The sequence below is a fragment of the Micromonospora sp. NPDC003197 genome, from assembly GCF_053590565.1.
On the sequence record NZ_JBSFTE010000019.1, the window covers coordinates 75,477 to 99,612 of the forward strand.

The following is a 24,136-nucleotide window of genomic DNA, read 5'->3' on the forward strand; positions in this document are numbered from 1 at the left end:
CCTTGCGTCAGGCGGTCGGGTGTGTCGATGCCGGCACGGCCGGCAGCAAGCCGGTCGGGGCGGGCAGCAATTGCGTCAGTAGCTCCGCCAGCACCAGCATCCCGTCCTGGCTGAGTACCGACTCGGGGTGGAACTGCACCCCGGCGAAGGTCGTCCCGCGCAGGGCGTGCACCGTACCGTCGTCGGCGTCGCGGGCCACCCGGACCGGCCCGTGGCTCGTGGTGATCACGTCAGACTCGGCCAGGGCGGTGTACGTGGCGTAGAACCCGACCCGGCGGCGCGCGCCGAAGAGGTCGATCTCCCGCTGCAACCCCTGGTAGGGCAGGGCACGGCGATAAAGGCGCAACCCGAGCAGCCCGGAGAGCAGCTGGTGCCCCAGGCAGATGGCCAGGGTGGGGTGGCCGCCGTCGAGCAGCGCGCCGAGCAACGTACGCAGGGTGGTCATCTTCGGGTCGTCCGGCCTGGTCGGGTCACCCGGCCCGGGACCGACCACGGTCAGGTCGAACCCGGTCGGGTCACCGATGCGGTGCCACGGCCGCAGCTCGGTGGCCAGCCCCAGCGCCCGCAGCTGGTGGGTCAGCATGCCGGTGAAGGTGTCCTCGCCGTCGACGATCAGTACCCGGCGACCGGCGAGCGTCGGCACCACCGCCTCGCCTTCCGCACGCTGCTCCAACCAGAACCGGGCGAGCCGGTCGTTGCGGGCAACCAGCGCGGCGCGGACCGCCGGATCGTCGGCCAGTCGAGTCGCCGGGGCGGCGGTGCGGGCCGGCCCGTTGGTCGTTCGTACCCCGAGCGCGGCCAGCACCCCGGCGGCCTTGGCGTGGGTCTCGGCCACCTCGCCCGCCGCCGTGGAGTGCCGCACCAGGGTCGCGCCGACCCCTACCCGCAACTCGCCATCGGGTGAGATCTCCGCCGTCCGAATCATGATCGGCGCGTCCAGGGTCTGCTGACCGGCGGCGTCCCGGCCGAGCAGGGCGAGCACCCCCGCGTAGTAGCCCCGACCGGTCCGCTCGTGCCGGGCGATCACCCGACAGGCGTTCTCCATCGGGCTGCCGGTGACGGTCGGGGCGAACATGGTCTCCCGCAGCACGTCCCGTACGTCCAGCGAGCCCCGCCCGGCCAGCAGGTACTCGGTGTGGCTGAGCTGGGACATCTCCTTCAGGTACGGCCCAATCACCTGCCCGCCCCGGTCGGCCACCGTGGCCATCATCTTGAGTTCCTCGTCGAGCACCATGTACAGCTCGTCGATCTCCTTCGGGTCGGCAAGGAACCGCAGCAGCGCGTCGTGGTCGGCCGGCCCGTCCGGGTGCCGGAACGTACCGCTGATCGGGTTCATCATCACCAGACCGTCCTCGACGCTGACGTGCCGTTCCGGGGTGGCCCCGACCAGCGTCCGGGTGCCGGTGTGCACCAGGAACGTCCAGTAGGCGCCCCGCTCACCGGTCAACAATCGGCGCAACGCGGCCAGGGCCGAGGCCAGGACCGGGCCGACCAGTCGCGCCCGGTAGGTGCGGTGGATGACGAAGTTCGCCCCCGCCCCGCGTCCGATCTCGTCCCGCAGCACCCGCTCTACGATCTCCCCGTACTCCTGGTCGGAAAGGTCGAAACCACCCGCCTCGGTACGGACCGGCACGTCGGGCAGCACGGTCAGCGCCTCGTCCAGTGGGATCAGGTCGTGGGCGGTCACGGTCAGGTACTCCAGCGGGGTGCCGTCGTCGACGTGGGCGAACCCCCGCTCGCCGACCTGCCGGAATGGCACCAGAGCCAGCGTGGCCGGCCCACCTGGGCGCTCGGGCAGGGGAAGATCGGCCAGCCGGTCGACGGCGTGCGTCGTACCGGTGAAGACCTCCAGGTGGGCCGCGCCCTCGCGGCGGATCAGGGCGAACGGACCGGGGTCGCGGCCGGCGGCCAGCGTGGCGAGCAGGTGCGATAGCAGCTTCATGGTGTCGTTTCCTCGGGCCGAGGGCCGTCCGGCGGGGGAGCCGGACTGCGTGGGAAACGCCGACGGCCGCCTCGCTGGGCGGCCGCGTGGGAGAAGCTACGCGCGAACGATGGCCGCCGGGCAGGCGGGCCACCAGGAGATCAGTCGCACGAGCACGGGCCCACCATACGGCGTACGCCGGGCCGGCGGAACCCCGGCGGGCCGAGGCGTCCACCTGTTGGGCGGGCCGCCGGCACCGGTGCTGGCAAGTCGCTGGTGCCGACCGGGGCTTGGTGGGGGCCTTCGGCGGGTACGGTGTCCGGCGATGAACATTCTCGCCCTCGACTTGGGCACCTCCTCGGTACGGGGACTGGTGCTGGACTCCGACGCCGTGCCGCGGCCCGGTGCGCTGGCCCGTCGTCCGGTGACCGTGGTGACCACCAACGAGGGGGCGGCGACGCTGGACGGGCCGGGCTACCTGGCCGCGCTGATCGAATGCCTCGACGAACTGGCCAGCGCCGGACACCTGGACGGCGTCGAGTTGGTGGCCACCGCCGCGCAGTGGCATTCCGTGGTGCCGTTGGACTCCGGCGGCGCACCGCTGGGGCCGGTGCTGACCTGGCTCGACACCCGTCCTGAGCCGTTGGCCGGGGCCACCGGGCCGGCCGACCCGGCCGCCTTCCACCAGCGCACCGGCACCTGGTGGCACCGCTTCTACTGGAGCGTACGGCTGCCCTGGCTACGCGAACGCGCCGATGTCGGCCTGGCCCACTTCGTCGGACTGGTCGAGTACGTCTTCGGTCGCCTGCTCGACGAGTCGCCCATGTCGATCTCGCAGGCCTCCGGTACCGGGCTGCTCGATCTGCGCACCCTCGACTGGGACGCCGAGGCGTGCGAGTTGGCCGGCGTCCGGGCCGGGGAGTTGCCGGCGCTGACCCCGGCGGGCTGGACCGGTCGGCTGCGACCGGACCTGGCCCGGCGCTGGCCGGCGTTGCGGTCCGCGCGCTGGGCACCGCCGCTGGGCGACGGCGCGGCCTCCAACATCGGGTCCGGGTGCGTCGGCCCGGGGCGGGCCGCGGTCACGGTGGGCACCTCTGCGGCCGTACGACTGGCACAGCCGGCACCGGCCGGGGATCCGCTGCCACCGTTGCCGGCCGGGCTGTGGCGTTACCGGGTGGATCAGGACCACATCGTCACCGGCACCGCCTATTCGGCCGGGGGTAACCTGTTCGCCTGGGCCAAGCGGGAGCTACGGCTGCCCGAGGGGCCCGCGTTGGACGCGGCCCTGGCCAGCCGCCCACCGGGCAGCGGCCCGCCGGTCGACGTCCGGCTCGGCGGTGACCGGCCACCCGGGCTGGCCCCGGCCGGTTCGGGGCAGTTCTCCGGCCTCAGCTTCGGCACCACGGCCGTAGACCTGCTCACCGGCTTGATGAGCGCGTTGAGTCGGCAGGTCGCGGCGGATCTCGCCGACATCGAGTCCACTGTGGGAGATCCGGTGGAGGTGGTCCTCGGCGGTGGTGCCCTTGCCGCGTCGTCGTGGTGGCGACGGACCTTCGCGGCGGCGCTGGCGCCGCGCACCGTACGGCACGAGCCCAATCCGGAGATCGGCGCGACCGGTGCGGCCCTGGTGGCGATCGGTCGGATCGGCGGAACGGCCGGCCCCGGTGACATCGGCCGGACGGACGATCAAGGGGCGCGGGCAACGACAGAACGGCACCGGTCACAGTATCCTGCCTGAGTCGAACCACAGGTCGGGCCATCGATCACGATGCCGTTCCGGGTCGGATGGTACGTCTTGGAGGCATGTTGAGCGCTGGCCCGGATCCCGCTTCCGGTGCGGAGTCGTCCCAGCCCCGTCGGCGTCTCGACGTACGGGTGATGCCACATCGACGGCGTTCCCCGCTGCGGCTACGTGACTGGCGGATGCGGACCAAGCTCGGTGCGGTGCTGATCCTCCCCTCAGTCGCGTTCCTGGTGCTCGCCGGAGTGCAGACCAACGTCCTCATCGGACGAACTAACGTGCTCGGCGACTTCGCTGAGCAGGTCGAGATCGGGCGGCCGATCAGCGCACTGCTACACGAGCTGCAACAGGAGCGGGCACGTACCGCCGGGGAACTGGCCGGTCTCCGGTTCGCCCAGCCCGGTCAGGCCGACTCCGGTGCGGCGGTGGCGGCGCTGGATCCGCTCTACCAGCAGACCGACGAGGCGATCAGCCGATTCCGGGCTGCCGCTAAACCACTACTCGGCTCCGATGTCTCGTGGCGGGTGGCCTACTCCCGGGCCGACGAGGCACTCAACCGGCTCGGCGACGTACGGGCTGCGGTGCCGGCCGTCATGCTCAGCACCGAGACCGTGTTGGGCAACTACAGCCGCGCGATCGAGGCGCTGCTGTCCCTGCTGGCCGAGCCCTCGCCCGGCTCCGACCAGCCGGAGCTGACCGAGGCGGTGTTGCGGTACGTCCAGCTCGCTCGGGTCAAGGAGGTCGGCTCCCGGATCCGGGCCCAGCTCTACGGTGCTGGCCGGGCCCGCGCCTACGGGCCCGAGGACCAGATGATCCTCGGCGAACTGCGATCGCAGCAGCTCGCCGCGCTCGCCGAGTTCCGGGTCGTGGCGACCGATCAGCAGATACGGCGGTACGACGAGATATCCGTCGACCCGGGATTCCTCTCCGCCCTGCGGATGGAGGCGAGCACCATTCCCGCCGAGACCGGTGCTCCGGCCGTTCTCGAACCGGAATCCTGGTGGACGGCGAGCGAACAACGCGCCGCCCTGCTGGGCCAGGTCGAGACGGCGGTACTGACCGACGCGGTGACGCTGGCGGACGCGCGTAGCGTCGCCCAGTTGCGTCGTACCCTGCTGGTTGCCGGTGGGGTACTGGCGGTGCTGGCGGGCGCGGTGCTCGTCTCGATCGTTATCGGTCGGTCCATCGCCCGGTCCTTGCGAATGCTGCGTAACCAGGCGTTGCGGGTCGCCCAGGTCGAGCTGCCCGAGGCGCTGGACCGGCTGCGCCAGGTGCACTCCGGAGTGTCGGAGATCGAGGTACCGCCCGCCGACGTGCGGGCGATGGACGAGATCGGTGAGGTCGCCGAGGCGTTCGTGGCGGTGCATCGCAGCGCGGTTACCGTAGCCGTCGAGCAGGCAGTCATGCGGCGCAACGTCAGCGCCATGTTCGTCAACCTCGCCCGCCGGAGCCAGGTGTTGGTCGAGCGGCAGTTGGAACTCCTCGACGACCTGGAACGGGAAGAGGACGATCCGGACCAGCTGGACAGCCTTTTCAAGATCGACCATCTGGCTGCCCGAATGCGGCGTAACGACGAGAGCCTGCTGGTGCTCGCTGGCTCCGAGCCCACCCGACGTCGGGGTCGGCCGGTGCCGCTGGCCACGGTGATGCTCGCCGCGACCGCCGAGATCGAGCAGTACCAGCGGATCCGACCCGCGACCACCGGCCGGTTGCACATTGTCGGTCACGCCGTTCCCGACCTCGTGCACCTGCTGGCCGAACTGTTGGAGAACGCCACGTCGTTCTCGCCGCCGGACACCGTCGTGCGGATATCCGGGCATCCCCATGGGCGGGACGAGGCGGTCATCGAGATCGTCGACGAAGGACTGGGCATGAGCCCGACCGCCATCGAGGCGGCGAACCAGACGCTTGCCTCCCCGCCCGCCGCCGATGTCTCCGCCTCCGAGCGGATGGGCCTGTTCGTCGTCAGTCACCTTGCCGCCCGCCAGAACATTCGAGTACGCCTGGGTGCCGCTGGGCGAGGTGTCACTGCCGCCATCTGGTTGCCGACCGCCCTGCTCGCTCCCGCTGATCAGCAGGAGTCGGAGCACCGGCCGCCCCGCCGGGTGCTCGCGGCACTGGCGGGACCCGCCGGTGTCGCCCCGGTCGGTGTCGCCTCGGCCCGCCAGGCACCGGCTGGGACCGTACAGCCTGGGACCGTACAGCCTGGGACCGTACCGGCCAGTGGTGTTCCGGCGGCCATCCCGAGCAGCCGGGCGGTCCTACCGAACGGCCCGACTGCCATCGCTACCGGTGCCGGCAGGGCGGCGGTCTCCGGCGACACATCGGCCCCGGCTAGCGCCTGGTGGTCTCGGCAGGGGACGCGGCCGGCCGCCCCGGCACCCGCGCCGAAGCCCGCCGCGCCCCGCACCGGTGGCGTCAACGCCAGCGGACTACCGGTTCGGGTGCCGATGGCCCAACTACCCGGTGCCAACCCGGCGGCAGCCCCGCCGGTTCCGGCCCCGAGGCACGAGCCGGACCCCGACGCGGTGGGTGGCATGCTCACCCGGTTCTACGGCGGGGTACGGCGGGCGGAAGCCGAGGAGACCACCGAGATAGTCCTGCCGCCCAGCGGCACGCGTATCGAGAGGGAGCAACAGTGACAACGCTCAGTCAAGAGGCTCGGGATCTGAGCTGGCTGGTCAACGCGTTCACCGAGCGGGTGCCCGGGGTATCGCACGCGATCGTGGTCTCGTCCGACGGGCTGCTCGTGGCGATCTCCGACCATTTACCCCGGGACCACGCCGACAAGCTCGCCGCAGTCACCTCTGGCCTGATGAGCATCACCGCCGGTGCGGCGCAGATGTTCGACAACGACGTGGTCAAGCAGACCGTGGTGGAGATGGGCCGGGGCTACTTCCTGGTCATGCAGATTCGGGACGGATCGATCCTGGCCACCCTGGCCGGCAGCGAGGCTGACATCGGTGTGGTGGGTTACGAGATGGCCCGGCTGGCCAAGCAGACCGGAGAGATGCTGACCCCGGCGCTGCGGGCGGAACTCCAGCAGGCATTGCCCCGCTGACGACGAGGTCAGTCACTCCGGCTCGGGTCAGATGGCGTTGGTGGCGATCACCTGGCGGTACCAGTGCGCGCTGCGCTTGAGGATCCGCTCCTGCGTGGCGTAGTCCACGTAGATCAGACCCCAGCGCTGGTCGTACCCCTCGTTCCACTCGAAGTTGTCCAGCAGCGACCAGACATGGAAGCTCTCCAGCGGTACGCCGTCGGCGATGGCTCGATGGGCGGCGGCGAGGTGGTTCCGCAGGAAGTCGATCCGCCCGGCGTCGGCGATCGTGCCGTTTTCGCCTGGTACATCGGGAGTGGGCAGGCCGTTCTCGGAGATGGTGAGCGGCACGTTGCCGTAGTCGCGGGTGATTCGGGTGAGGATGTCGTACATCCCGTCCGGGAAGATCTGCTGCCAGTCCGCCTGGGTGGTGGGCCAGCGGCCTACCGAGCCGCCGTCGGCGGTGACGTAGATCGGCGTGTAGTACTGCACCGCGAGCAGGTCCACGGGTGTGGAGATGATCGCCAGGTCGCCGTCCCGAATACCGCGCACCATCCGGCTGTCCGAGCCTAGATCGGCCAGGACATCGGCCGGGTACTGGCCCTTGAGGATGGAATCGAGGTAGAGGCGGTTCTCATAGCCGTCGTACAGCCGGGTGGCCGCCTCGGCGGCGGCGCTGTCGTCGGCGGGATAGCACGGGTGGAGGTTGAGCGCTGGGCCGATTCGTCCCGGGTTGCCGCTGCCCCGGAAGGCTTGTACGGCGAGCCCGTGCGCCAGCTGGAGATGGTGTGCCACGAGGTAGGCGGCGGCGGGGTCCTGCCGGCCCGGGGCGTGGTGCCCTTGCAAGTAACCGTTCTGCACCACCGTCTTTGGCTCGTTGATCGTCAGCCAGTTGGCTACGTCGGTGCCGAGCCCTCGAAACACCGCATCGGCGTAGTCGGCGAACCGGTACGCCACATCTCGGGACTCCCAACCTCCGACGTCCTGCAGGGACTGGGGAAGGTCCCAGTGGAAGAGCGTCGCCATCGGGGCGATGCCCCGCTCGTGCAGCCCATCGACCAGGCGCCGGTAGAAGTCCAGGCCCCGTTGGTTGGGCATACCCGTACCGTCGGCCTGGATCCGTGGCCAGGAGATGGAGAACCGGTACGTGCGTATCCCCAGTTCCTGCATCAGGTCGAGGTCGGACAGGTAGCGGTGGTAGTGGTCGGCGGCGACGTCACCGGTGTCTCCGCCCCGGGTGCGGCCCGGGGTGTGGCTGAATGTGTCCCAGATGGAGGCGCCGCGCCCGTCGTGCTTGGTCGCACCCTCGATCTGGTACGCCGACGTGGCGGCTCCCCATGCGAAGCTGTCTGGGAAGCGGAGGCCGAGCACCGGTTCGGACTCGGGGTAAGACGTGGCGGCGGGCGGCGCGGTGTGGTGCAGCGTTTGCCGCCGGTTGGCTGTGGACATTCGGTCTGTCTCCTCGTGACTGGACGGTCATCCACGATATCGCGGGAGCGCTCCCAAGCGGGGTAACGTTCGCCCCTGGCTGATTGTCGATTCCTGGGAGTGCCGACCGCCGAGGATCAATCTCAATGGCAGTAGAGTGGGGACGGGGAGGGCAACCCCGTCCCCACCGTGGATGACACACACGTACGGGCGGACTGGCATCCAGCCCGACGTGCCGCGGGAGCCGGGCCACGCGAGTGGCTCTGGTTCCACCTCCTCTCGACGTTGCAGGGTCGACTGGCGACGGAATCCGGGCTGGACCGCCGCCAGTCGCGCGGCTGAGCGGTGCCGCTCCATAGGGGGCGGAGTGATGGCACCGGGTCGAACTGATTCGACCACCTTCTATGGAAGCGCTCCCATCTAGGTGGTTCCTGGACTGTAACGCCCGTCACGTGAATGTGAAAGACCCGGAACTAGATCGAAACATTTCTCTGTCTCTGGCGGGACTTTTGGGAGTGCAGCAGTTGTTCGCGGGAGCGCTCCCATGCAAGACTGTCGAAGTTGTGGCCGGGAGCCACACCGCGTGAGCAGCGGGCCGCCGAGGGCAGTCAACGGGCGACCCGTATCCGTCGACCAGAGCACGCACCACCGTGCTCCGTCGGCCATGCGCCCGATCCGGGTCGGGTCCACCACCCTCCACCACGCCGCCCATGTGTCCGTACCCCGGGCAGTGGGCGCCAGCCGGGTCCGTACGGTCCCGGCCCGGTCCCGCAAGGAGACAGCGAGCTATGCGAATCAAGGCAAGACGCCGGGTGGCGGTGGTTGCCACCGGCGTACTGATGGCCGCCGGGCTCACCCTGCCCGGCGGGGCGGCACACGCCGCGCCCTCCTGTGACGTGGTCTACGCGACGAACGACTGGAACACCGGATTCACCGCCAACGTGACCATCAAGAACCTCGGTGATCCGGTCACCTCATGGACGTTGACCTTCGCCTTCCCCGGCAACCAGCAGATCACCCAGGGCTGGTCGGCCAACTGGAGCCAGTCAGGTAACCAGGTGACCGCCACGAACATGTCGTACAACGGGAACCTGGGTACCGGGGCCTCGACCAACATCGGCTTCAACGGTGCCTACACCGGCACCAACGCCAAGCCAACCTCGTTCGCGATCAACGGGGTGACCTGCGGCGGCACCGGTCAGCCTCAGCCGCCGACAGTCAGCCTCACCGTGCCGGCCGGCCCCTTCGAGGCCCCCGCCGACGTGCCGCTGACCGCCACCGCCAGCGATCCGGACGGCACCATCGCGAAGGTGGAGTTCTACCGCAACGGCCTGCTGGTCAACACCGACACCAGCGCACCGTACAGCTATCTGTTGGAGGATCTGCCGACCGGCGCGTACACGGTGCAGGCCAAGGCGTACGACAACGCCAACCTCACCGCGACCGCCGAGAAGGCGTTCACCGTGACCCCCGGCTCCGGGCCGGTGCTGGTGGCCACCCCGTCCTCGGTCAGCGTGGCCGAGGGGAGCAGCTCCACGGTGAACCTGAAGCTCAGCGCGGCACCGGCCGGCAACGTACCGGTCACCCTGACCCGCACCGGCGACACCGATGTCACCGTCGCGCCGACCTCGGCCGTCCTCACCTCGAGCAACTGGAACACCGGGGTGAACCTGACCGTCTCGGCCGCCGAGGACGCCGACACCGTGGGCGGTACCGCCACCATCACCGCCTCGGCCAGCGGGTACGCCCCGCTGGCGATCACCGCCACCGAGATCGACAACGACGTGCCGGGCGGCGACAACATCTACACCGCCCGCTTCCTGGAGCAGTACGGAAAAATCAAGAACTCGGGCTACTTCAGCCCGGAGGGCGTGCCGTACCACTCCATCGAGACACTGATCGTCGAAGCACCGGACCACGGTCACGAGACCACATCGGAGGCGTTCAGCTTCTGGATCTGGCTGGAGGCGCAGTACGGCCGGGTCACCCAGAACTGGGCCCCGTTCAACAACGCCTGGACGGTGATGGAGAACTACATCATCCCGTCGCACGCCGACCAGCCGACCGCCGGTGTCAACGGCACCGCCCAGTACGCCGCCGAATACAACCTGCCCAGCCAGTACCCGTCCCAGTTGCAGCCCTCGGTGTCGGTGGGTGCCGACCCGCTGCGTAACGAACTGCAGTCCACGTACGGCACCGGCGACATCTACGGCATGCACTGGCTGCTGGACGTGGACAACACGTACGGCTACGGCCGGTGTGGCGACGGCACCACCCGCCCGGCGTACATCAACACCTTCCAGCGCGGGCCCCAGGAGTCGGTGTGGGAGACCGTGCCGCAGCCGTCCTGCGACACGTTCCGCCACGGCGGCCCGTACGGCTACCTGGACATCTCCGTCAAGGAGGCCAACGCCCCGGCGAAACAGTGGAAGTACACCAACGCGCCGGACGCCGACGCCCGCGCCGTGCAGGCCGCCTACTGGGCGCTGACCTGGGCGAAGGCCCAGGGCAAGCAGGCTGACGTGGCGGCCACCGTGGCCAAGGCCGCCAAGATGGGCGACTACCTGCGCTACGCGATGTTCGACAAGTACTTCAAGAAGATCGGTAACTGTGTCGGGCCGACCACCTGTGCGGCCGGCACCGGCAAGGACTCCGCGCACTACCTGATGTCGTGGTACTACGCCTGGGGTGGCGCGACCGACACGTCGGCCGGCTGGTCCTGGCGGATCGGCTCCAGCCACAACCACTTCGGCTACCAGAACCCGTTCGCGGCCTGGGCGCTGACCAACGTGACCGAGCTGAAGCCGCAGTCGCCGACCGCGGTCGCCGACTGGACCAACAGCTTCAACCGGCAGTTGGAGTTCTACCAGTGGCTCCAGTCCGCCGAAGGAGCCATCTCCGGCGGCGCCACCAACAGCTGGGACGGCGCGTACGCCCAGCCGCCGGCCGGAAAGTCCACCTTCTACGGCATGTTCTACGACGACCACCCGGTCTACGAGGACCCGGGCAGCAACCAGTGGTTCGGCATGCAGGTGTGGTCGCTGCAACGGGTCGCGGAGCTGTACTACGTGACCGGCAACGCCAAGGCCAAGGCCATCCTCGACAAGTGGGTGCCGTGGGCCATCGCCAACACCACGATCGGCACCGGCGGCAACTTCGAGATCCCGGCGGACATGCGGTGGACCGGTCAGCCGAACACCTGGGACCCGGTCAACCCGCAGCCGAACACCAACCTGCACGTCGAGGTGATCGCCAAGGGTAGGGACGTGGGCGTCGGTGCGGCGTACGCCCGGACCCTGATGTGGTACGCGGCCAAGTCGGGCAACGCGGCGGCGAAGACCACCGCCAAGGGGCTGCTCGACGCGATGTACGCGCACGCCGAGGAGAAGGGTATTTCGACGGTGGAGACCCGGGCGGACTACCGCCGGTTCGACGACGTGTACGACGCCAGCACCGGGCAGGGCCTCTACCTGCCGCCGGGCTGGACCGGTCAAATGCCCAACGGGGACACCATCACCGCGGGCAAGAGCTTCGTGGACATCCGGTCCTTCTACCGTTCCGACCCGGACTGGCCGAAGGTCCAGGCGTACCTGAATGGGGGCCCGGTGCCGGAGTTCCGCTACCACCGGTTCTGGGCACAGACGGACATCGCCATGGCGTTCGCCGACTTCGGTCACCTGTTCCCGAACGGCTGAGGTGTTAGGAAGGGCCCCTTCCTATGCAGAAAGCGATAAGAAGGGGCCCTTCCTTACCTCAAGGCGGGGTGGCGGAGGCCGGGGTGCTCGGGGGGCAGCGACCGGCGGATGACCCACCAACTGCCGGCCAGGCAGGCCGCCACCAGGGGCCAGGTCAGGACGGCGCGGGCGGTGGCCAGCGCCAGCACCTGGTCGGCCAGGTAGAGCGGAATGAACACGGCGAGCCGCACGACGTACTGCATCACCCAGACCCAACTGCCCCGGCCGTACGCCCGCAGCAGCGCCGGGTCACGCCGCCACCGGGTACGTTGACCGAGCACGATGCCGACGACGACGCCCAGCAGCGGCCAGCGCACCACGATGCTGACCGTCCAGGCCAGCGCGCTGGCCGCGTTGGAGACGAGCTGGAGCAGGAAGAAGTCGGTGGCCCGACCGGTACGCAGGGCGATGAGGGCACCCAGGCAGACGGCGAGCAGACCGACCAGCACCGAGCGGGGCCGGTGGTGACGGCTCAGCCGCCATCCGGCCACCGCCACGCCCACCAGCAGCGCGGCGATCACCCCACCCCAGAGCGACTCCCCACCGACCAGCCAGCCGACGCCGAAACCGACCGGCGGTAGCGTCGCGTCGATCGCCCCCCGGCGGCCACCGAGCAGGCTGACAAGGGAGTCCGGCTGGTCACGCTCCGGCGTCACTGACATCCGCACCTCCGGTAGCTGGCCGGTGCCGAGCGCGGTACCGGATGGTGGCGCGACACCCGGGTAAGGAATCACCACCTTCGTTTTTAGGGTAGCCTAACCGGCGGTCCGGGTGGTGCCCGAGCGGCGGTTCTGCTCCGGCACTACCGTAGGGGGCATGCTCGGTCGGAGAAGCGGCCTGACCATCGGCTGGCTGGTGCTACTGCTCATCGGCCAGATTCTGGCGCTGGGTGCGCTCTGGCGGTTCGCCGTCCATACCCGACGCGGACAACTGCTGGACACGATCGCCCTCACCGGCAACACCATCGGACAGCAGCGCATCGACGGGCTGGTCGACACCGTACTGAGCGCCATGTCGGTGGTTTCCCTGCTGGCGGCCACCGCCGTCATCGGGTTCATCGCCCTGATCCGCAGCCGGATCGCGTTGGCGGTCGCGACCACTCTGCTCATCGCCGGGGCCAACGTCACCACCCAGGTGCTCAAATACTCCCTCTACCGTCCGGACCTCGGCGTCGACCCGGACCGGGCGGCCGTCGGGAACACGCTGCCCAGCGGGCACACCACGGTCGCCGCCTCCGTGGCGGTCGCGCTGGTTCTGGTGCTCCCGCCCCGGGTCCGGGGGTGGGGTGCGCTGGTGGCTGCCGGGTACGCCGCCCTCGCCGGGGTGGCGACCCTGTCGGCAGGTTGGCACCGGCCCAGTGACGCGGCGGCGGCGTTGCTGGTCGTGGGGGGCTGGGCGGCGCTCGCCGGAATACTGCTCCTGTTCGTCCAAGGGGCGGACGCGCAGGTGGAACCAGGGGACAAGCACCGGGTCGCGTCGACCCTGCTGGTGCTGACCGGCGTGGTCCTGTTGGCGGTGGCGGCGGTCGCCCTCGACCTCACCGGTGACGTGCTCTCCGTACCGCCCGAGCAGCTCAGCCGCCGCCGGCTCTTCGTCGCGTACGCGGGCAGCGCGGCAGGCATCGCGGGCGTCGCGGGTCTGCTGATGGCCCTGGTGCTGACCACCGTGCACCGGGTGGTCCCTCGGTACACCGGCTGATCGGGAGGACACGGCCACCGTCGATGCGGCACGCCGGAAGTCGGATCTTGCCGACAGGCCGGATTACCAGGCACCATCAGTCGGTGACGATACGTTGGGGAATGACTGTGCCGCTGGGCGGTGTTTCGCTCACCGACCACCACGCGGTCTACGCGGCGCTGGCCCAAGCCGACTTCACCGATCTGTGGTCCGCCGAGGTCAACGGCACGGACGCGTTTACCCCGCTGGCGCTGGCCGCCGCCTGGCAACCGAGGCTACGGCTCGGTACGGCCATCGCCTCGGTCTACACCCGGGGACCGGGGCTGCTGGCGATGAACGCGGCGGCGCTGGCCGAGGCTGCTCCGGGCCGCTTCGCTCTCGGCATCGGCGCGTCATCGCCGGTGCTGGTCCAGGACTGGAACGCCATCCGGTTCGTCGAACCGTTCCGGCGTACCCGGGACACGCTGCGGTTCCTGCGGGCCGCGTTGCGGGGCGACACAGTGGACGAGGTGTACGACACCTTCACCATCCGGCGGTTCCGGCTGGAACGGACGCCGAGCGTTCCGCCGCCGATCCTGCTCGCCGCGTTACGTCCCCGGATGTTGCGCCTGGCCGGTGCCGAGGCGGATGGCACGATCCTCAACTGGCTGGCCGCCACCGACGTACCCCGGGTGTTGGCCGAGGTGGGCCAGCGGCGGCCCGGCTTCGAGGTGGCTGCCCGGTTGTTCGTCTGCCCGACCGAGGACACGACGCACGCTCGCGCGCTGGGCCGCCGGCTGATCACCAGCTACCTCACCGTGCCGGCGTACGCCGAGTTCCACCGCTGGCTGGGGCGCGAATCGGTGCTCGGGCCGATGTGGCAGGCCTGGGCGGCGGGGGACCGGCGGGGGGCTGCCGCGTCGGTGCCGGACGAGGTGGTCGACGCGTTGGTGCTGCACGGGAGCCCGGAGGTGTGCCGGGCCAAGGTACGCGAGTATGTGGCGGCCGGGGTGAACACTCCGGTGATCGCCCTGTTGCCGACCCCGGAGCTGGCCGCTGGCGGATCCGCCGCGTTGGCGACGATGATCTCCCAGTTGGGCCAGGGCGCCGGGCACTGACCACCCGACCTCGCCGGCAGACAGCGGGGTGACTGCCGACGCCGCCAGCGGCAGCGGGGCGACCGTCAACGCCGCCAGCGGAGCGGGCCGGGGTGCACCGACCAGAGCAGCCGACGCCACCAGGGCCGGCGGGCGCGTAGCGCGTCCGCGTACGCGACAGCCTGCTCGCTGGCCAACCGGGCCTGCTCGTCGCTGGCCGTCCCCGGCGCGAAGGCCACCAGGTTGACCAGGTCGGCGAGGTCGTCGATCGGTGGTACCGGCGGACGCACCCTGGCCCGGACGAAGTCCGGCCCGGCTGCGGCGACCGCCCGGGCCTGCGCCGCCACCTCGGTTGCGGCCAGATGGCCGGCGACCGGCGCGCCGGCCAGCCGCAGCGCGTCGGTCACCTCCCGCCAGGCACCGGCGATACGTTGTTCCGGCGGGCCGCTGTCGAGCCGACCGCGGCGCTGGGCCCGACGCAGCGCCAGGACCACCACCACGAGCCCGCCGAGGATCAGCGCCAGCGCACCCACGCCACCACCGGCCAGCAGCGGACCGGAGAGCCCTCGGTCTCGCGGCGGGGCGGCTACCGGGGCAGCGTCCGACTCTGCCGGGGTGGCACTGGGCAGGGCCTCGTCCGGCGACGGCGGTGGTTCCTCCGGTCGCGGCTTGAAGTCCTCCTCGACCGGCCGTGGCTCGGTGTCCGGTCGGGGCAGCGGGTCGAACGCTACCCAGCCGATCCCCTCGAAGAGCACCTCCGGCCAGGCGAAGGCGTTCGCACCTCGGACCGGGCCGTCGCCGGTGGCCGAGCTGAACCCCACCACCACCCGGGTGGGCAGCCCCATCAACCGGCCCAGCACCGCGTACGCCGCCGCGAACTGCTCCGAGGTGCCGCGCTGCCCACCGCCGTTACGCGGTCCGAAGAGGAAGAAGTTCAGGTTCGGGTACGCGTGCCCGCTGGGCGCGTCGGCGACCATCCGGTAGTGCTCGGCGAGGAACTGTTCGATCGCCAGCGCCCGGGCGTACGGTGCACCGTTCTCCGTGGCCAGCTCGTCGGCCAGCCGGCGGAGCTGTTCCGGGGTGCCCTCCTCGACCCGCAGCACCCGGGCCACCGCGTCACCCGACGGGACGTTCGCGGTGGCCAGCAGATTCGGATCAGGACGTTCCTGGAGCGAGTCGACGGTGTAGCGCAGCCCCGGCACCAGTCCTTCCGGGCGGATCAGCGTGCCGCTGGCGACGTCGTAGGCGATCCGGGCCCCGGTGACCTGCCGGGGTGTCGCCACCGCCGGCACCAGCCGTCCGCTCAGCTCCCCGACCGTGATCTCCTGCCGTACCGGCTGTTGCGCGGTCCCCGCCGTCACCGGCACGGTCGGCAACACCCGGCCGGCGTTGCGGTAGGTGCCGCCGACCCGCCAGGTCACCCCGTCGTAGTCGCTGAGCACGGCGAGTCGGATTCGTACCGCGGTGCCGCGCGGCGTCTGATCCGGTGCGTCGCTGGCCGCCGGATCCGGTGCCGGGGGTGGCGTCTCAACGGTCTGCTCCCCGCCCTCGACCGCCCCCACCGTGGTGCGTACGGAGAAGAGTTCCTGGTCGGGGTTCAACGCCCAGCCGGAGATTCGGATCAGTGGATTCTCGTCGAGGCTGTCGACCTGCGGCGGCTGTACGTAGCGTCGTGGATCTACCGGCGTGTCACCGACCCGGCCGGCCACCACCGGGGCCACCGCCGCGATCAGCCCGACCACCACGACCAGGCCGGCGGCGGTACCGAGCAGGGTCTGGACCCGGATCGCAGCCGGAACATCGCTGCCGCTGCCACCGGACCCGGCGGTCAGCGAGGTGTCCCGTCCGCCCACCGCGAGTCCGAGCGCGGCGAGGGCGGCGAAGCCCACGGTCGGCCAGATGGCGGGCTCGGCGTTGGGGCCCACCACGTAGAGCGCACCGACGTACAGCAGGGTGGGCGGGAGGTAGCCGAGCAGCACCCGGCCCGCGCGCATCGCCACCTCGGCGGCGGTCAGCCCGGCCAGCCAGGCCGCCACCAGCGGAACGATCACGGTGTCCGGTACCGGCTCGGCCGGGATCATCGCGGTGAGCAGGCGGGGAATACCGTTGCGGGCGGCGTCGAGCGCCACCGTGCCGAAGGCACCGGGCAGTTCGGCACGGCGGGCGGTCCACCAGAGCGCGAACCCGACGTACCCGGTCATCGCCAGCACCGACAGCGGTCCGACCAGCCAGGACGGCAACCGTCGGGCGGCGACGCTGACCAGCACCGAGCCCACCGCCGCACCGAGCGTGAGCTGGGCCAGCAGCGGCCCGGCGTAGACCCGACCGAGGGCCAGCCCGGTCAGTCCGATCAGCCCGATCAGGGTCAGCGGCAGCAGGACGACCCGCAGCAGTCTCACCATCGGCGTACGCCATCCCACTCGGCGGCGAATTCGGTGCCGTCGGCCGCGTCGAGGACGACCAGACCGGCGGCATCGGGGGCGGACTGCCCGGTCGCACCGAACATCCCGACCACCACCGACGGGTACGCCCCACGCAGCGCGCCCAGCTGGCCCAGGTCGGTGCGGGCACCGGGGCCGGTGAGGAAGACCAGGGTGTCGCCGAGCCGGTCCTGCCGCAGTTGGCGGGCCACCGTACGCAGCGGCCCGTCGCCCGCACCGGGCGGGTCGGGGCGCAGCGTGACGGCCGCGAGCCGGTCCAGGAACGCACCGCCGGTCGCCGGGTCGCTGTCGTCGACGACCATCAGCAGCACCACCGGTAGGTCCTCGCGGTAAGCGGCGGCGACCACCGAGGCCGCCGCCTCACAGGCGGATTCGAAGGTCTCGGCGACGCCGTCGACCACCCGGGGGTGGGCACCGGCCCGGTTGTCCAACAGCACCACGAGCCGAGGCAGGCTGGTGTCGAGGTGTTCACGCACCATCAACTCGCCGACCTTGGCGCTGGTCCGCCAGTGCACCCGGCGCAGTTCGTCGCCGACGACGTACTCCCGCAGCGAGTCGAAGGTGATCGAACCGTGCGGAACCCGGTCGATCCGGCCGTCCAGGCTGCGGGTCACCCCGGCCGGTACGGCGGCCAGCGGGTGGATGCGTGGGTGCACCAGGACCTCGGCGGTGCCGCCCTGCGAGCGGGCCACGGTCATCAGCCCCAGCGCGTCCCGGCCGGTGATCCGCAGTGGCCCGATCGTCACCACCCCGCGTCGCTGGGTGGGCACCGGGTAGCTCACGGTCGTGTCGTGCCCGGGGCGCAGGCGCAGCAGCGGCACCGGGACCGGCTGGTTGCCACAGCGGTCCTCGGCGATCAGGCTCGCCGAGCGCACCCGGCCACTGTTGCGCACGGTCAGCGTCATGGTGGCCGATTCCCCCCGGCCTACCCGGTCCGGCTCGGCGAGCCGCGTCACGTCGAGCCGGGGCCGCCACGCGGCGTAGCCGACCGCGCAGGCGACCGCGATCGCCGCAGCGACGCCGAGCAGAGCCAGTTCGGCGTACCCGAACCAGAATCCGGTCACGAGAAGGAGGACGGCACCGGTGAGCAGGCCGGCACCGCGTGCGGTGATCGTCATGGGTGGCGGCTCAGGCTCCGGGCGTTGCGGCGGGCAACGGTACGGGCACCGACGCCACCGCCTCGTGTAGCACCTGCGTGGCGGTGACCCCGCGTACCTGGGCGTCGGGGGAGAGCAGGATGCGGTGCGCGAAGACCGGCTCGACCAGCGTCTTCAGGTCCTCCGGCTGCACCCAGCCGCGCCCGTCGATGAGCGCGTATGCGCAGGCCGCCCGGGTCAACGCGATCACCCCGCGCGGGCTGACCCCGATCCGCACGTGCGGGTGGCTCCGGGTCACCGCCGCCAGCCGGACCGCGTACGCGTAGAGCGGATCGGCGATGTGCACCCGCTGCGCCAGCCGGGCCAACTCGCCGACGGTGGCGGTGTCGGTGACCGCCTCCAGCGCCTCCGGGGACCGCAGCGTCGCCCCGCGCAGCACCTCGACCTCCACCGCCTCGTCCGGATAACCGACGGAAAGTTTCATCAGGAAGCGGTCGAGCTGCGCCTCGGGCAGCCGGTAGGTGCCATCCATCTCGACCGGGTTCTGCGTGGCCACCACCAGGAACGGCTGCGGCACCGGGTGGCGCGTGCCGTCGACGGTGACGGTGCGCTCCTCCATCACCTCCAGCAACGCCGACTGGGTCTTCGGCGAGGCCCGGTTGATCTCATCGGCGATGACGATGTTGGCGAAGATCGGACCGGGGTGGAACTCGAACCCCCGGGTGGCCTGGTTGAAGATGGTCACCCCGACCACGTCCGCGGGTAGCAGGTCGGGGGTGAACTGGATCCGCCGCCACTGCCCGCGTACCGACGCGGCGATCGCCCGGGCCAGCGTCGTCTTGCCGACCCCGGGCACGTCCTCCAGCAGCAGGTGCCCCTGCGCGAAGAGCGCGGTCAACGCCAGCCGGACCACCTTCGGCTTGCCCAGCACCACCGAACTGACATTGGCGGCCAGCCGGGCGGCCAGGGCGGCAAAGCCCTGCACCTGCTGCGGAAAGAGCGGCTCACGGCTGTTCACTGCGGATGTTGCTCCTCGCTGGTACGGGGGTGGGTCAGCAGCCGGGCAGCGCGTTGATGTTGTCGCCGCCGTCGAGGTTGAGCCAGGCCCAGGGGATGTAGTTACGTCCCTTGTAGTCGACGCGTACCCACCAGGTGCTCGCCTTTTGCTTGTTGTAGATGTACGAGTCGATGTGCTCGCCGCGTACCTTGCAGAACGCCTTCAACCGGGTGCCCGGTTTCGCCCAGCCGACCTGCTTGTCGTTGTCCTGCCGGGGCACCGAGAAGACCTCGTTGCCGTTACGGCCGTCCCGGTCCTTGTCGCAGTAGGTCGCGGTCTCGCCGGACTCGCCGTTGTTGCAGGTCGCCGTCCCCCACAGGTCGGTGGTGGTGCCGGTCCCGGTCGCCGTGCCGGCGCCGGCCGCGTTGCGTGCGGTCACCGTGAAGGTGTATTTGGTACCCGGGTTCAGGCCGGTGACCCGGATGCTGGAGCAGCTACCGGGGACGGCGGCCTTGCCGGTGGGGGCCACCGTGCAGGTGGCCTGTCCGCCGCCGGCGTTGACGGTGAATCGGACCGTCGCCGAGGTGGCGTCGGTGGTGACCCCGGTGACGGTCACCTTCGGCTCGGCTACCGTGCTGGCCGACTTGGTGGCGGCCGGTCCGGTGCCGGCCTCGTTGACCGCCTGCACCTTGACCACGACGTTCTGGCCGTTGCCCAGCCCGGTCACCTTGGCCCGGGTGTCGGTTACCTCGACCTTGTGACTTCCCGCCTCGACCACGTATTTGGTGATCGGCCGGCCGTTTTCCTTGGCCGGCGTCCAGGCCACTGAGATCGCGCCCGCCTCGCCGGCCACGGTCGCCGCGGTCAGCCCGGTCGGGGCGGCCGGCCGGTTGAACGGAACCACGGTGTTGCTCACCGGGGACGCCTTGGAACCCGCGCCGTTCTGGCTCACCGCGACCACCGTGAAGGCGTACTGGGTGCCGTACTCCAGTTCACCGGCGGGGATGACCAACTCCGTCTTGGTCGACTCACCGGCTGGGGCGTTGGCTCCGGGCGAGATGGCGGTCACCGCGTACTTGGCGATCTTGTGGCCCAGGCCGTCGGCGGCCGGCCACTTGACCAGCACGGTGCCGTCCGGCCGCTCCTGGGCGGTCACACTGGCCGGTGCGGCGGGCACCTCCGAGGTCGGCACGACCGGGTTGCTGGTGCGCTCCGGCCCGGCACCCTTGGCGTTCACGGCGTGCACCGAGAAGCGGTACGTCTCGCCGTTGACCAGGCCGGTGACCTCCAGTGCGCGCTGGTTCGCGCCAACCTCGAAGGTCCGGTCGGCGCCACGCACCACGTACTTGATGATCGGCGCACCGTTGGCGGCGGCCGGTTGCCAGCTCACCCGGGCCTGGGCGTCCCCAGCAGCGGCGGTGACGCTACGCGGTGCGCTCGGCTTGTTGACCGCCGGCTTCTTCGGCGGCGTCGGCGGGATGCTCTTCGGCGGGTCGCCGCCGAGGATGTCGTTGGTGTACTTGTCGACCGTCCGTACCTGATGCTTGTCGTCGACCACCCGGGCGTTCGCCGAGTTCGGCGCGTTGATGAACAGATGGTTCTCCCGGACCTCCAACTCCAGCGGTCCGTTCGCGCCCGATACCTCGATCTTGTCGGTCGGCTGGCCGCTCTGGTCGAAGGAGTAGATGACCCCGTCGGCCGGGTCGGTGCAGTAGACCCGGCCCGCCCAGGTCACCGCCGGGTTCAGCTCGATTCCCTCGCCGGGCACCTTGAACTGTCGTACCGCGCCGGCGGCGTCGACCAGGAAGACCTGTCGGTGCTCGGCGACGGTAACCGCCACCGTTGGCCCGTTGGTCCGGGGCGGCAGGCTGCCCAGTCCGCCCAGGGTGAGGTTGACCGTCCGCTGTTCCTCACCGCGCACGGTGGTCAGCGCGCCGGTGGTCCGGTCGAGTACGGCCACCCCGTCGTCCAGAGTGGAGATCGCCAGGTCGTGGCTGGGGTCGGCGACCGCCACCGTACGTACCTGCTTGGGGCTGAGGCCACCACTACCGCCGCTGCCACCGGCAGATCCGGGTAGCGGGCCGGCGGTGATCGCTGAGACAGTGCCCTGGCTGGGGATGCCGATCCACAGCTGGCCCGCGCCGTCGAAGGCACCGCCGGTGATGCCCGGCGGGTAGTTGATCGGTTCGCCGATTGGCGTCAGCGTTCGTGGGTCGAGTTGGCGGACAATGCCCTGTACGGCGTCGATGACGAAGGCGGAGTCCTTGTGTAGGGCGACGTTGACGCCGAGCCCGGCGGTGGTTCGGGTAGTGGCGCTCACCTGCAGGGTAGCCAGATCGAGGGAGCTGACCAGGCCGGTGTTGAGATCCCGCAGCACCAGCAGCCGATCGGTCTGGACCACCTGGACCGGATGGGTGCGACCGGTGGGCACCTGCACGCGGGTGTCCGCCCGCCCGGTGAGCCCGTTGACCCGGGCCAACTCACCCTTGGCGGCGCTCCACAGCCAGGAGCTGGCGTCGTAGCTGGCCACCGCGTTGTCGGCCGCACCGAGCCCCAGCACGGTCAGGCCCATTGCGGCGACCAGCGCCCCGACCGTGCCGATCGTGACGATCCCGCCGCGTATCCGTCGGGACCGGCGACGAGGTGTCGTCGCTGGATCGACCGGGCCGTCGCCGATGTCGCCGCCCATGCTGCCGTTGTCTGTGGTGACCACAGCCGGCCGCCTCCCCATACGTCGCAAACGTCCCTGGTCAGTGCTGACGCCAGCGTTCCACGCCGAGCCGGGTGCCATCATAGGGCCTGGTCGTTACGTGCGGTAACCCGATCTGTCCGACTATGGACACTTCGACGCGGCGTATTGGAACTCGCGAGCCTCCGCATCGTCGTCCCAGGTCAGGTGGCTGAGGTGGAAAAGGGCTGGTGACGTTGCGTCACCCTGGCGAGTTGCTGCGGGCGGTGCAGACCTGTCCTGAGGTGGCGTAGCCGTCCGTCGAATAGACCGCCAGGACGGTGAAGCAGTAGTCGAGTCGAGGGTTCAAACCGTTGATCGTATGGCTGGTGACCCCGGCGTCGAGTGTGGCCATCGCGCCCAGGCTCCTACCGGCCTGACCGCCAGCCACGATGAACGGCACCGTGCCGTTGGTCGGGTCGGTCCAGGTGATCGTGATGCTCGACTGGTCGTCGCGTAGCCGTAGCTCGGTAGGGGGATCGCCGGCGGTGGTTCGAGTGGTGGAGGGTTGCGTCTGCTCGGCCGGGGGCAGCGGTGTCGATCTGTCCCGCAACACGACAACGATCACCAGCGCGACTACCGCCACCACTGCGGCCGCGACCGCGACGAGAGCGATCACCATTCCGTTCCGTCCCCGTGAGCCCTGCGGGTTCGAAGGTGCGAGCGGAGGTGCCGACATCGGCCGAGCAGGGGCGGCCCTGCCCGACGGTCCGGTCACATACGGCTGGGGTCCCGGTGTCGGCGGGGGATAGCCATTGCCCGGGTACGCGGTGGGTGGGGGAGCGGCCATACGTGGCGGTGCCGAGACCGGCACCGTGACGAGGGGCGTGGTCGGAGGCTCGGCCACCGGTCCCAGTGGCCGAGCGGGAGCCGGTGGCGGAGTAGGAGCCGGTGGGGGAGTAGGAGCCGGTGGGGGAGTAGGAGCAGGGGGCGGAGGCGGGACAGGGGTAGGGACAGGGGTAGGGGCAGGAGGGGGTGCGGGGGCGGGTATGGGCGGCGCTGCCGGTACCGGCGGTGATGTGGCCGGCTGCGCAGGCAGGGCGACCGTGCCCTCGTCGGCTTGCGGGAGGCCCAGGTAGTCCCGTGCTGCCCGCACCGACCAGTGGTCTTCGCCCAGCACCCCGGGACCGGTGGTGGCCACTCGGGTGAAGTTGCGTCGAGCCTCGTGCCGGTTGCCCAGGGCCTCGGCCACCGTGCCGAGGTCGAAGGAGATCGCGAGTAGCAGCGGGTCGGCGTCCCCCCACCGGCGCTGCCCGTCGGCCAGCGCCTCCTCCAGGACGCGTCGGGCCGAGGCCGGATCGTCGGCCTCCTGATGTAGCCGGGCCAGCAGGTGTGCGGTGTTGAGTACCTCTGGATGATCCTTGCCGTACGCGGCGCGGCCGGCCTCGAGCGCGGCCGTCAGTAGGTTGCGGGCTCCGGCGAGGTCGCCCGTGTCGCGGCGGGCCTGGGCGTCGCGACGTACGGCGGGAAGTGGGGGCGGCTGGGACACGTCCGTCATGCTGCCCGTCCCGAGGGGGGAAGCGCCAGTCGACAGGCCCTGGTCGACTTCGTCTTCCCCGCCACCGAGGAATTCAAGCCCGAGTAGGATTATCTGCAACGAAACTATCTGCTAAGGTTTGTTCGTCGGGGTCAGTCGGCGGAAGGGTCGAAACGATGGACACGAGCAGGATCGATGCAGTTGCTGTGGTCGATGAGACGGCACAGCCGGAAACCGCAGGGCAGCGGCCGGGATCCGGCCCCGGGCCGCGGCAACTCAGCGCTGAGGAGCTGTCCCGACTGCTGGGTGAGCAACAGTTCGGGGTGCTGGCGAGCGTAAAACGCAGTGGGCACCCGCATCTGTCCACCGTGCTCTACAACTGGGCACCGGATGAGCGCATGCTGCGGATCTCCAGTACGGCCGACCGGCTCAAGGTGCGCCAGCTCAAGCGTGATCCGCACGCCGCACTACACGTCAACGGTCCGGATGTCTGGTCCTTCGCGGTTGCCGAGGGCGAAGCGGAGGTCTCGGCGGTCTCGACCGTCCCCGGTGACGCGATCGGACGGGAACTGCTCGCCCTGACCCCCGGCTTCGCCGACCCCGCCGACGAGGCGGCGTTCCTCGACCAGGTGGTGGCGGACCAGCGGGTGGTGATCCGGATTCGGGTGTCCCGCCTGTACGGCACCGCTCTGGACATCTCCACCGGAGAGTGACCCGCCCGGGAATCGCCGCAGCAGCAAAGATCCGCAGCAGCGAACGATCCGGGGCGGGCCGCCGAT

General features: G+C 70.6%; 15 protein-coding genes. 7 read left to right on the forward strand and 8 right to left on the reverse strand.

Annotation, left to right across the window (positions count from 1 at the left end; all coding sequences use genetic code 11):
- Positions 1-7 precede the first annotated feature (7 nt).
- Complete coding sequence (locus ACWDV4_RS20935; RefSeq protein WP_449981303.1) at positions 8-1,942, reverse strand: chorismate-binding protein; 1,935 nt, start codon at positions 1,940-1,942, stop codon at positions 8-10.
- A 304-nt stretch (positions 1,943-2,246) separates the two neighbouring features.
- Between ACWDV4_RS20935 and ACWDV4_RS20940 the strand changes: the two genes are divergently transcribed.
- From ACWDV4_RS20940 to ACWDV4_RS20950, 3 genes are all read left to right on the forward strand, one after another.
- Entirely contained in the window at positions 2,247-3,659 is a 1,413-nt protein-coding gene (locus ACWDV4_RS20940; protein WP_449981304.1) for an FGGY family carbohydrate kinase, read from the forward strand.
- 65 nt (positions 3,660-3,724) lie between these two features.
- Entirely contained in the window at positions 3,725-6,304 is a 2,580-nt protein-coding gene (locus ACWDV4_RS20945; RefSeq protein WP_449981352.1) for a sensor histidine kinase, read from the forward strand.
- Positions 6,301-6,723, forward strand: a complete 423-nt coding sequence (locus tag ACWDV4_RS20950) for a roadblock/LC7 domain-containing protein (protein WP_449981306.1) — start codon at positions 6,301-6,303, stop codon at positions 6,721-6,723. Before ACWDV4_RS20945 ends, ACWDV4_RS20950 begins: the two co-directional genes overlap by 4 nt.
- A gap of 27 nt (positions 6,724-6,750) precedes the next feature.
- Here the strand turns inward: ACWDV4_RS20950 and ACWDV4_RS20955 are convergent, their stop codons facing one another.
- Positions 6,751-8,151 (reverse strand): GH1 family beta-glucosidase, encoded by a 1,401-nt coding sequence (locus tag ACWDV4_RS20955; protein WP_449981308.1) that lies wholly within the window; start codon positions 8,149-8,151, stop codon positions 6,751-6,753.
- Positions 8,152-8,918: 767 nt separating this feature from the next.
- On the opposite strand from ACWDV4_RS20955, the gene ACWDV4_RS20960 reads away from it, so the two are divergent.
- The gene (locus ACWDV4_RS20960) at positions 8,919-11,825 is read left to right on the forward strand and encodes a glycoside hydrolase family 48 protein (protein ID WP_449981310.1); all 2,907 of its coding nucleotides are present in this window, start codon (positions 8,919-8,921) and stop codon (positions 11,823-11,825) included.
- 53 nt (positions 11,826-11,878) lie between these two features.
- On the opposite strand, the gene ACWDV4_RS20965 is transcribed toward ACWDV4_RS20960, so the two are convergent.
- The gene (locus tag ACWDV4_RS20965) at positions 11,879-12,526 is read right to left on the reverse strand and encodes a DUF3159 domain-containing protein (RefSeq protein WP_449981354.1); all 648 of its coding nucleotides are present in this window, start codon (positions 12,524-12,526) and stop codon (positions 11,879-11,881) included.
- Positions 12,527-12,680: 154 nt separating this feature from the next.
- Between ACWDV4_RS20965 and ACWDV4_RS20970 the strand changes: the two genes are divergently transcribed.
- Both ACWDV4_RS20970 and ACWDV4_RS20975 read left to right on the forward strand, forming a co-directional pair.
- Positions 12,681-13,562, forward strand: coding sequence for a phosphatase PAP2 family protein (locus ACWDV4_RS20970; RefSeq protein ID WP_449981312.1), 882 nt, complete (start codon positions 12,681-12,683; stop codon positions 13,560-13,562).
- A gap of 101 nt (positions 13,563-13,663) precedes the next feature.
- Complete coding sequence (locus ACWDV4_RS20975; protein WP_449981356.1) at positions 13,664-14,638, forward strand: LLM class F420-dependent oxidoreductase; 975 nt, start codon at positions 13,664-13,666, stop codon at positions 14,636-14,638.
- Between the two features lie 65 nt (positions 14,639-14,703).
- Here ACWDV4_RS20975 and ACWDV4_RS20980 read toward each other — a convergent pair whose 3' ends face one another.
- From ACWDV4_RS20980 to ACWDV4_RS21000, 5 genes are all read right to left on the reverse strand, one after another.
- The gene (locus ACWDV4_RS20980) at positions 14,704-17,019 is read right to left on the reverse strand and encodes a DUF3488 and transglutaminase-like domain-containing protein (protein WP_449981314.1); all 2,316 of its coding nucleotides are present in this window, start codon (positions 17,017-17,019) and stop codon (positions 14,704-14,706) included.
- A complete protein-coding gene (locus ACWDV4_RS20985; RefSeq protein ID WP_449981316.1) occupies positions 17,013-18,176 on the reverse strand; it encodes a DUF58 domain-containing protein in 1,164 nt (387 codons plus the stop codon). The genes ACWDV4_RS20980 and ACWDV4_RS20985 overlap by 7 nt, the downstream gene beginning before the upstream one ends.
- Positions 18,177-18,186: 10 nt before the next feature.
- Entirely contained in the window at positions 18,187-19,173 is a 987-nt protein-coding gene (locus ACWDV4_RS20990) for an AAA family ATPase (RefSeq protein ID WP_449981318.1), read from the reverse strand.
- 34 nt (positions 19,174-19,207) lie between these two features.
- Positions 19,208-21,841, reverse strand: a complete 2,634-nt coding sequence (locus ACWDV4_RS20995) for a fibronectin type III domain-containing protein (RefSeq protein WP_449981358.1) — start codon at positions 21,839-21,841, stop codon at positions 19,208-19,210.
- Positions 21,842-22,082: 241 nt separating this feature from the next.
- On the reverse strand, positions 22,083-23,378 hold the full coding sequence (locus ACWDV4_RS21000; RefSeq protein ID WP_449981320.1) for a tetratricopeptide repeat protein: 1,296 nt from the start codon (positions 23,376-23,378) through the stop codon (positions 22,083-22,085).
- 155 nt (positions 23,379-23,533) lie between these two features.
- Here ACWDV4_RS21000 and ACWDV4_RS21005 point away from each other — a divergent pair, with 155 nt between their 5' ends.
- Positions 23,534-24,070 (forward strand): TIGR03618 family F420-dependent PPOX class oxidoreductase, encoded by a 537-nt coding sequence (locus ACWDV4_RS21005; protein ID WP_449981322.1) that lies wholly within the window; start codon positions 23,534-23,536, stop codon positions 24,068-24,070.
- The last annotated feature ends 66 nt before the right edge of the window (positions 24,071-24,136 follow it).

What these genes read in the sequence shown, in the direction of transcription:
- ACWDV4_RS20980 (WP_449981314.1), bottom strand. Translation starts at nt 17,019, where the DNA reads ATGGTGAGACTGCTGCGGGTCGTCCTGCTGCCGCTGACCCTGATCGGG.
- ACWDV4_RS20995 (WP_449981358.1), bottom strand. Translation starts at nt 21,841, where the DNA reads ATGGGCGGCGACATCGGCGACGGCCCGGTCGATCCAGCGACGACACCT.
- ACWDV4_RS20965 (WP_449981354.1), bottom strand. Translation starts at nt 12,526, where the DNA reads ATGTCAGTGACGCCGGAGCGTGACCAGCCGGACTCCCTTGTCAGCCTG.
- ACWDV4_RS20945 (WP_449981352.1), top strand. Translation starts at nt 3,725, where the DNA reads ATGTTGAGCGCTGGCCCGGATCCCGCTTCCGGTGCGGAGTCGTCCCAG.
- ACWDV4_RS20975 (WP_449981356.1), top strand. Translation starts at nt 13,664, where the DNA reads ATGACTGTGCCGCTGGGCGGTGTTTCGCTCACCGACCACCACGCGGTC.
- ACWDV4_RS20970 (WP_449981312.1), top strand. Translation starts at nt 12,681, where the DNA reads ATGCTCGGTCGGAGAAGCGGCCTGACCATCGGCTGGCTGGTGCTACTG.
- ACWDV4_RS20940 (WP_449981304.1), top strand. Translation starts at nt 2,247, where the DNA reads ATGAACATTCTCGCCCTCGACTTGGGCACCTCCTCGGTACGGGGACTG.
- ACWDV4_RS21000 (WP_449981320.1), bottom strand. Translation starts at nt 23,378, where the DNA reads ATGACGGACGTGTCCCAGCCGCCCCCACTTCCCGCCGTACGTCGCGAC.
- ACWDV4_RS20960 (WP_449981310.1), top strand. Translation starts at nt 8,919, where the DNA reads ATGCGAATCAAGGCAAGACGCCGGGTGGCGGTGGTTGCCACCGGCGTA.
- ACWDV4_RS20985 (WP_449981316.1), bottom strand. Translation starts at nt 18,176, where the DNA reads ATGACGATCACCGCACGCGGTGCCGGCCTGCTCACCGGTGCCGTCCTC.
- ACWDV4_RS20955 (WP_449981308.1), bottom strand. Translation starts at nt 8,151, where the DNA reads ATGTCCACAGCCAACCGGCGGCAAACGCTGCACCACACCGCGCCGCCC.
- ACWDV4_RS21005 (WP_449981322.1), top strand. Translation starts at nt 23,534, where the DNA reads ATGGACACGAGCAGGATCGATGCAGTTGCTGTGGTCGATGAGACGGCA.
- ACWDV4_RS20935 (WP_449981303.1), bottom strand. Translation starts at nt 1,942, where the DNA reads ATGAAGCTGCTATCGCACCTGCTCGCCACGCTGGCCGCCGGCCGCGAC.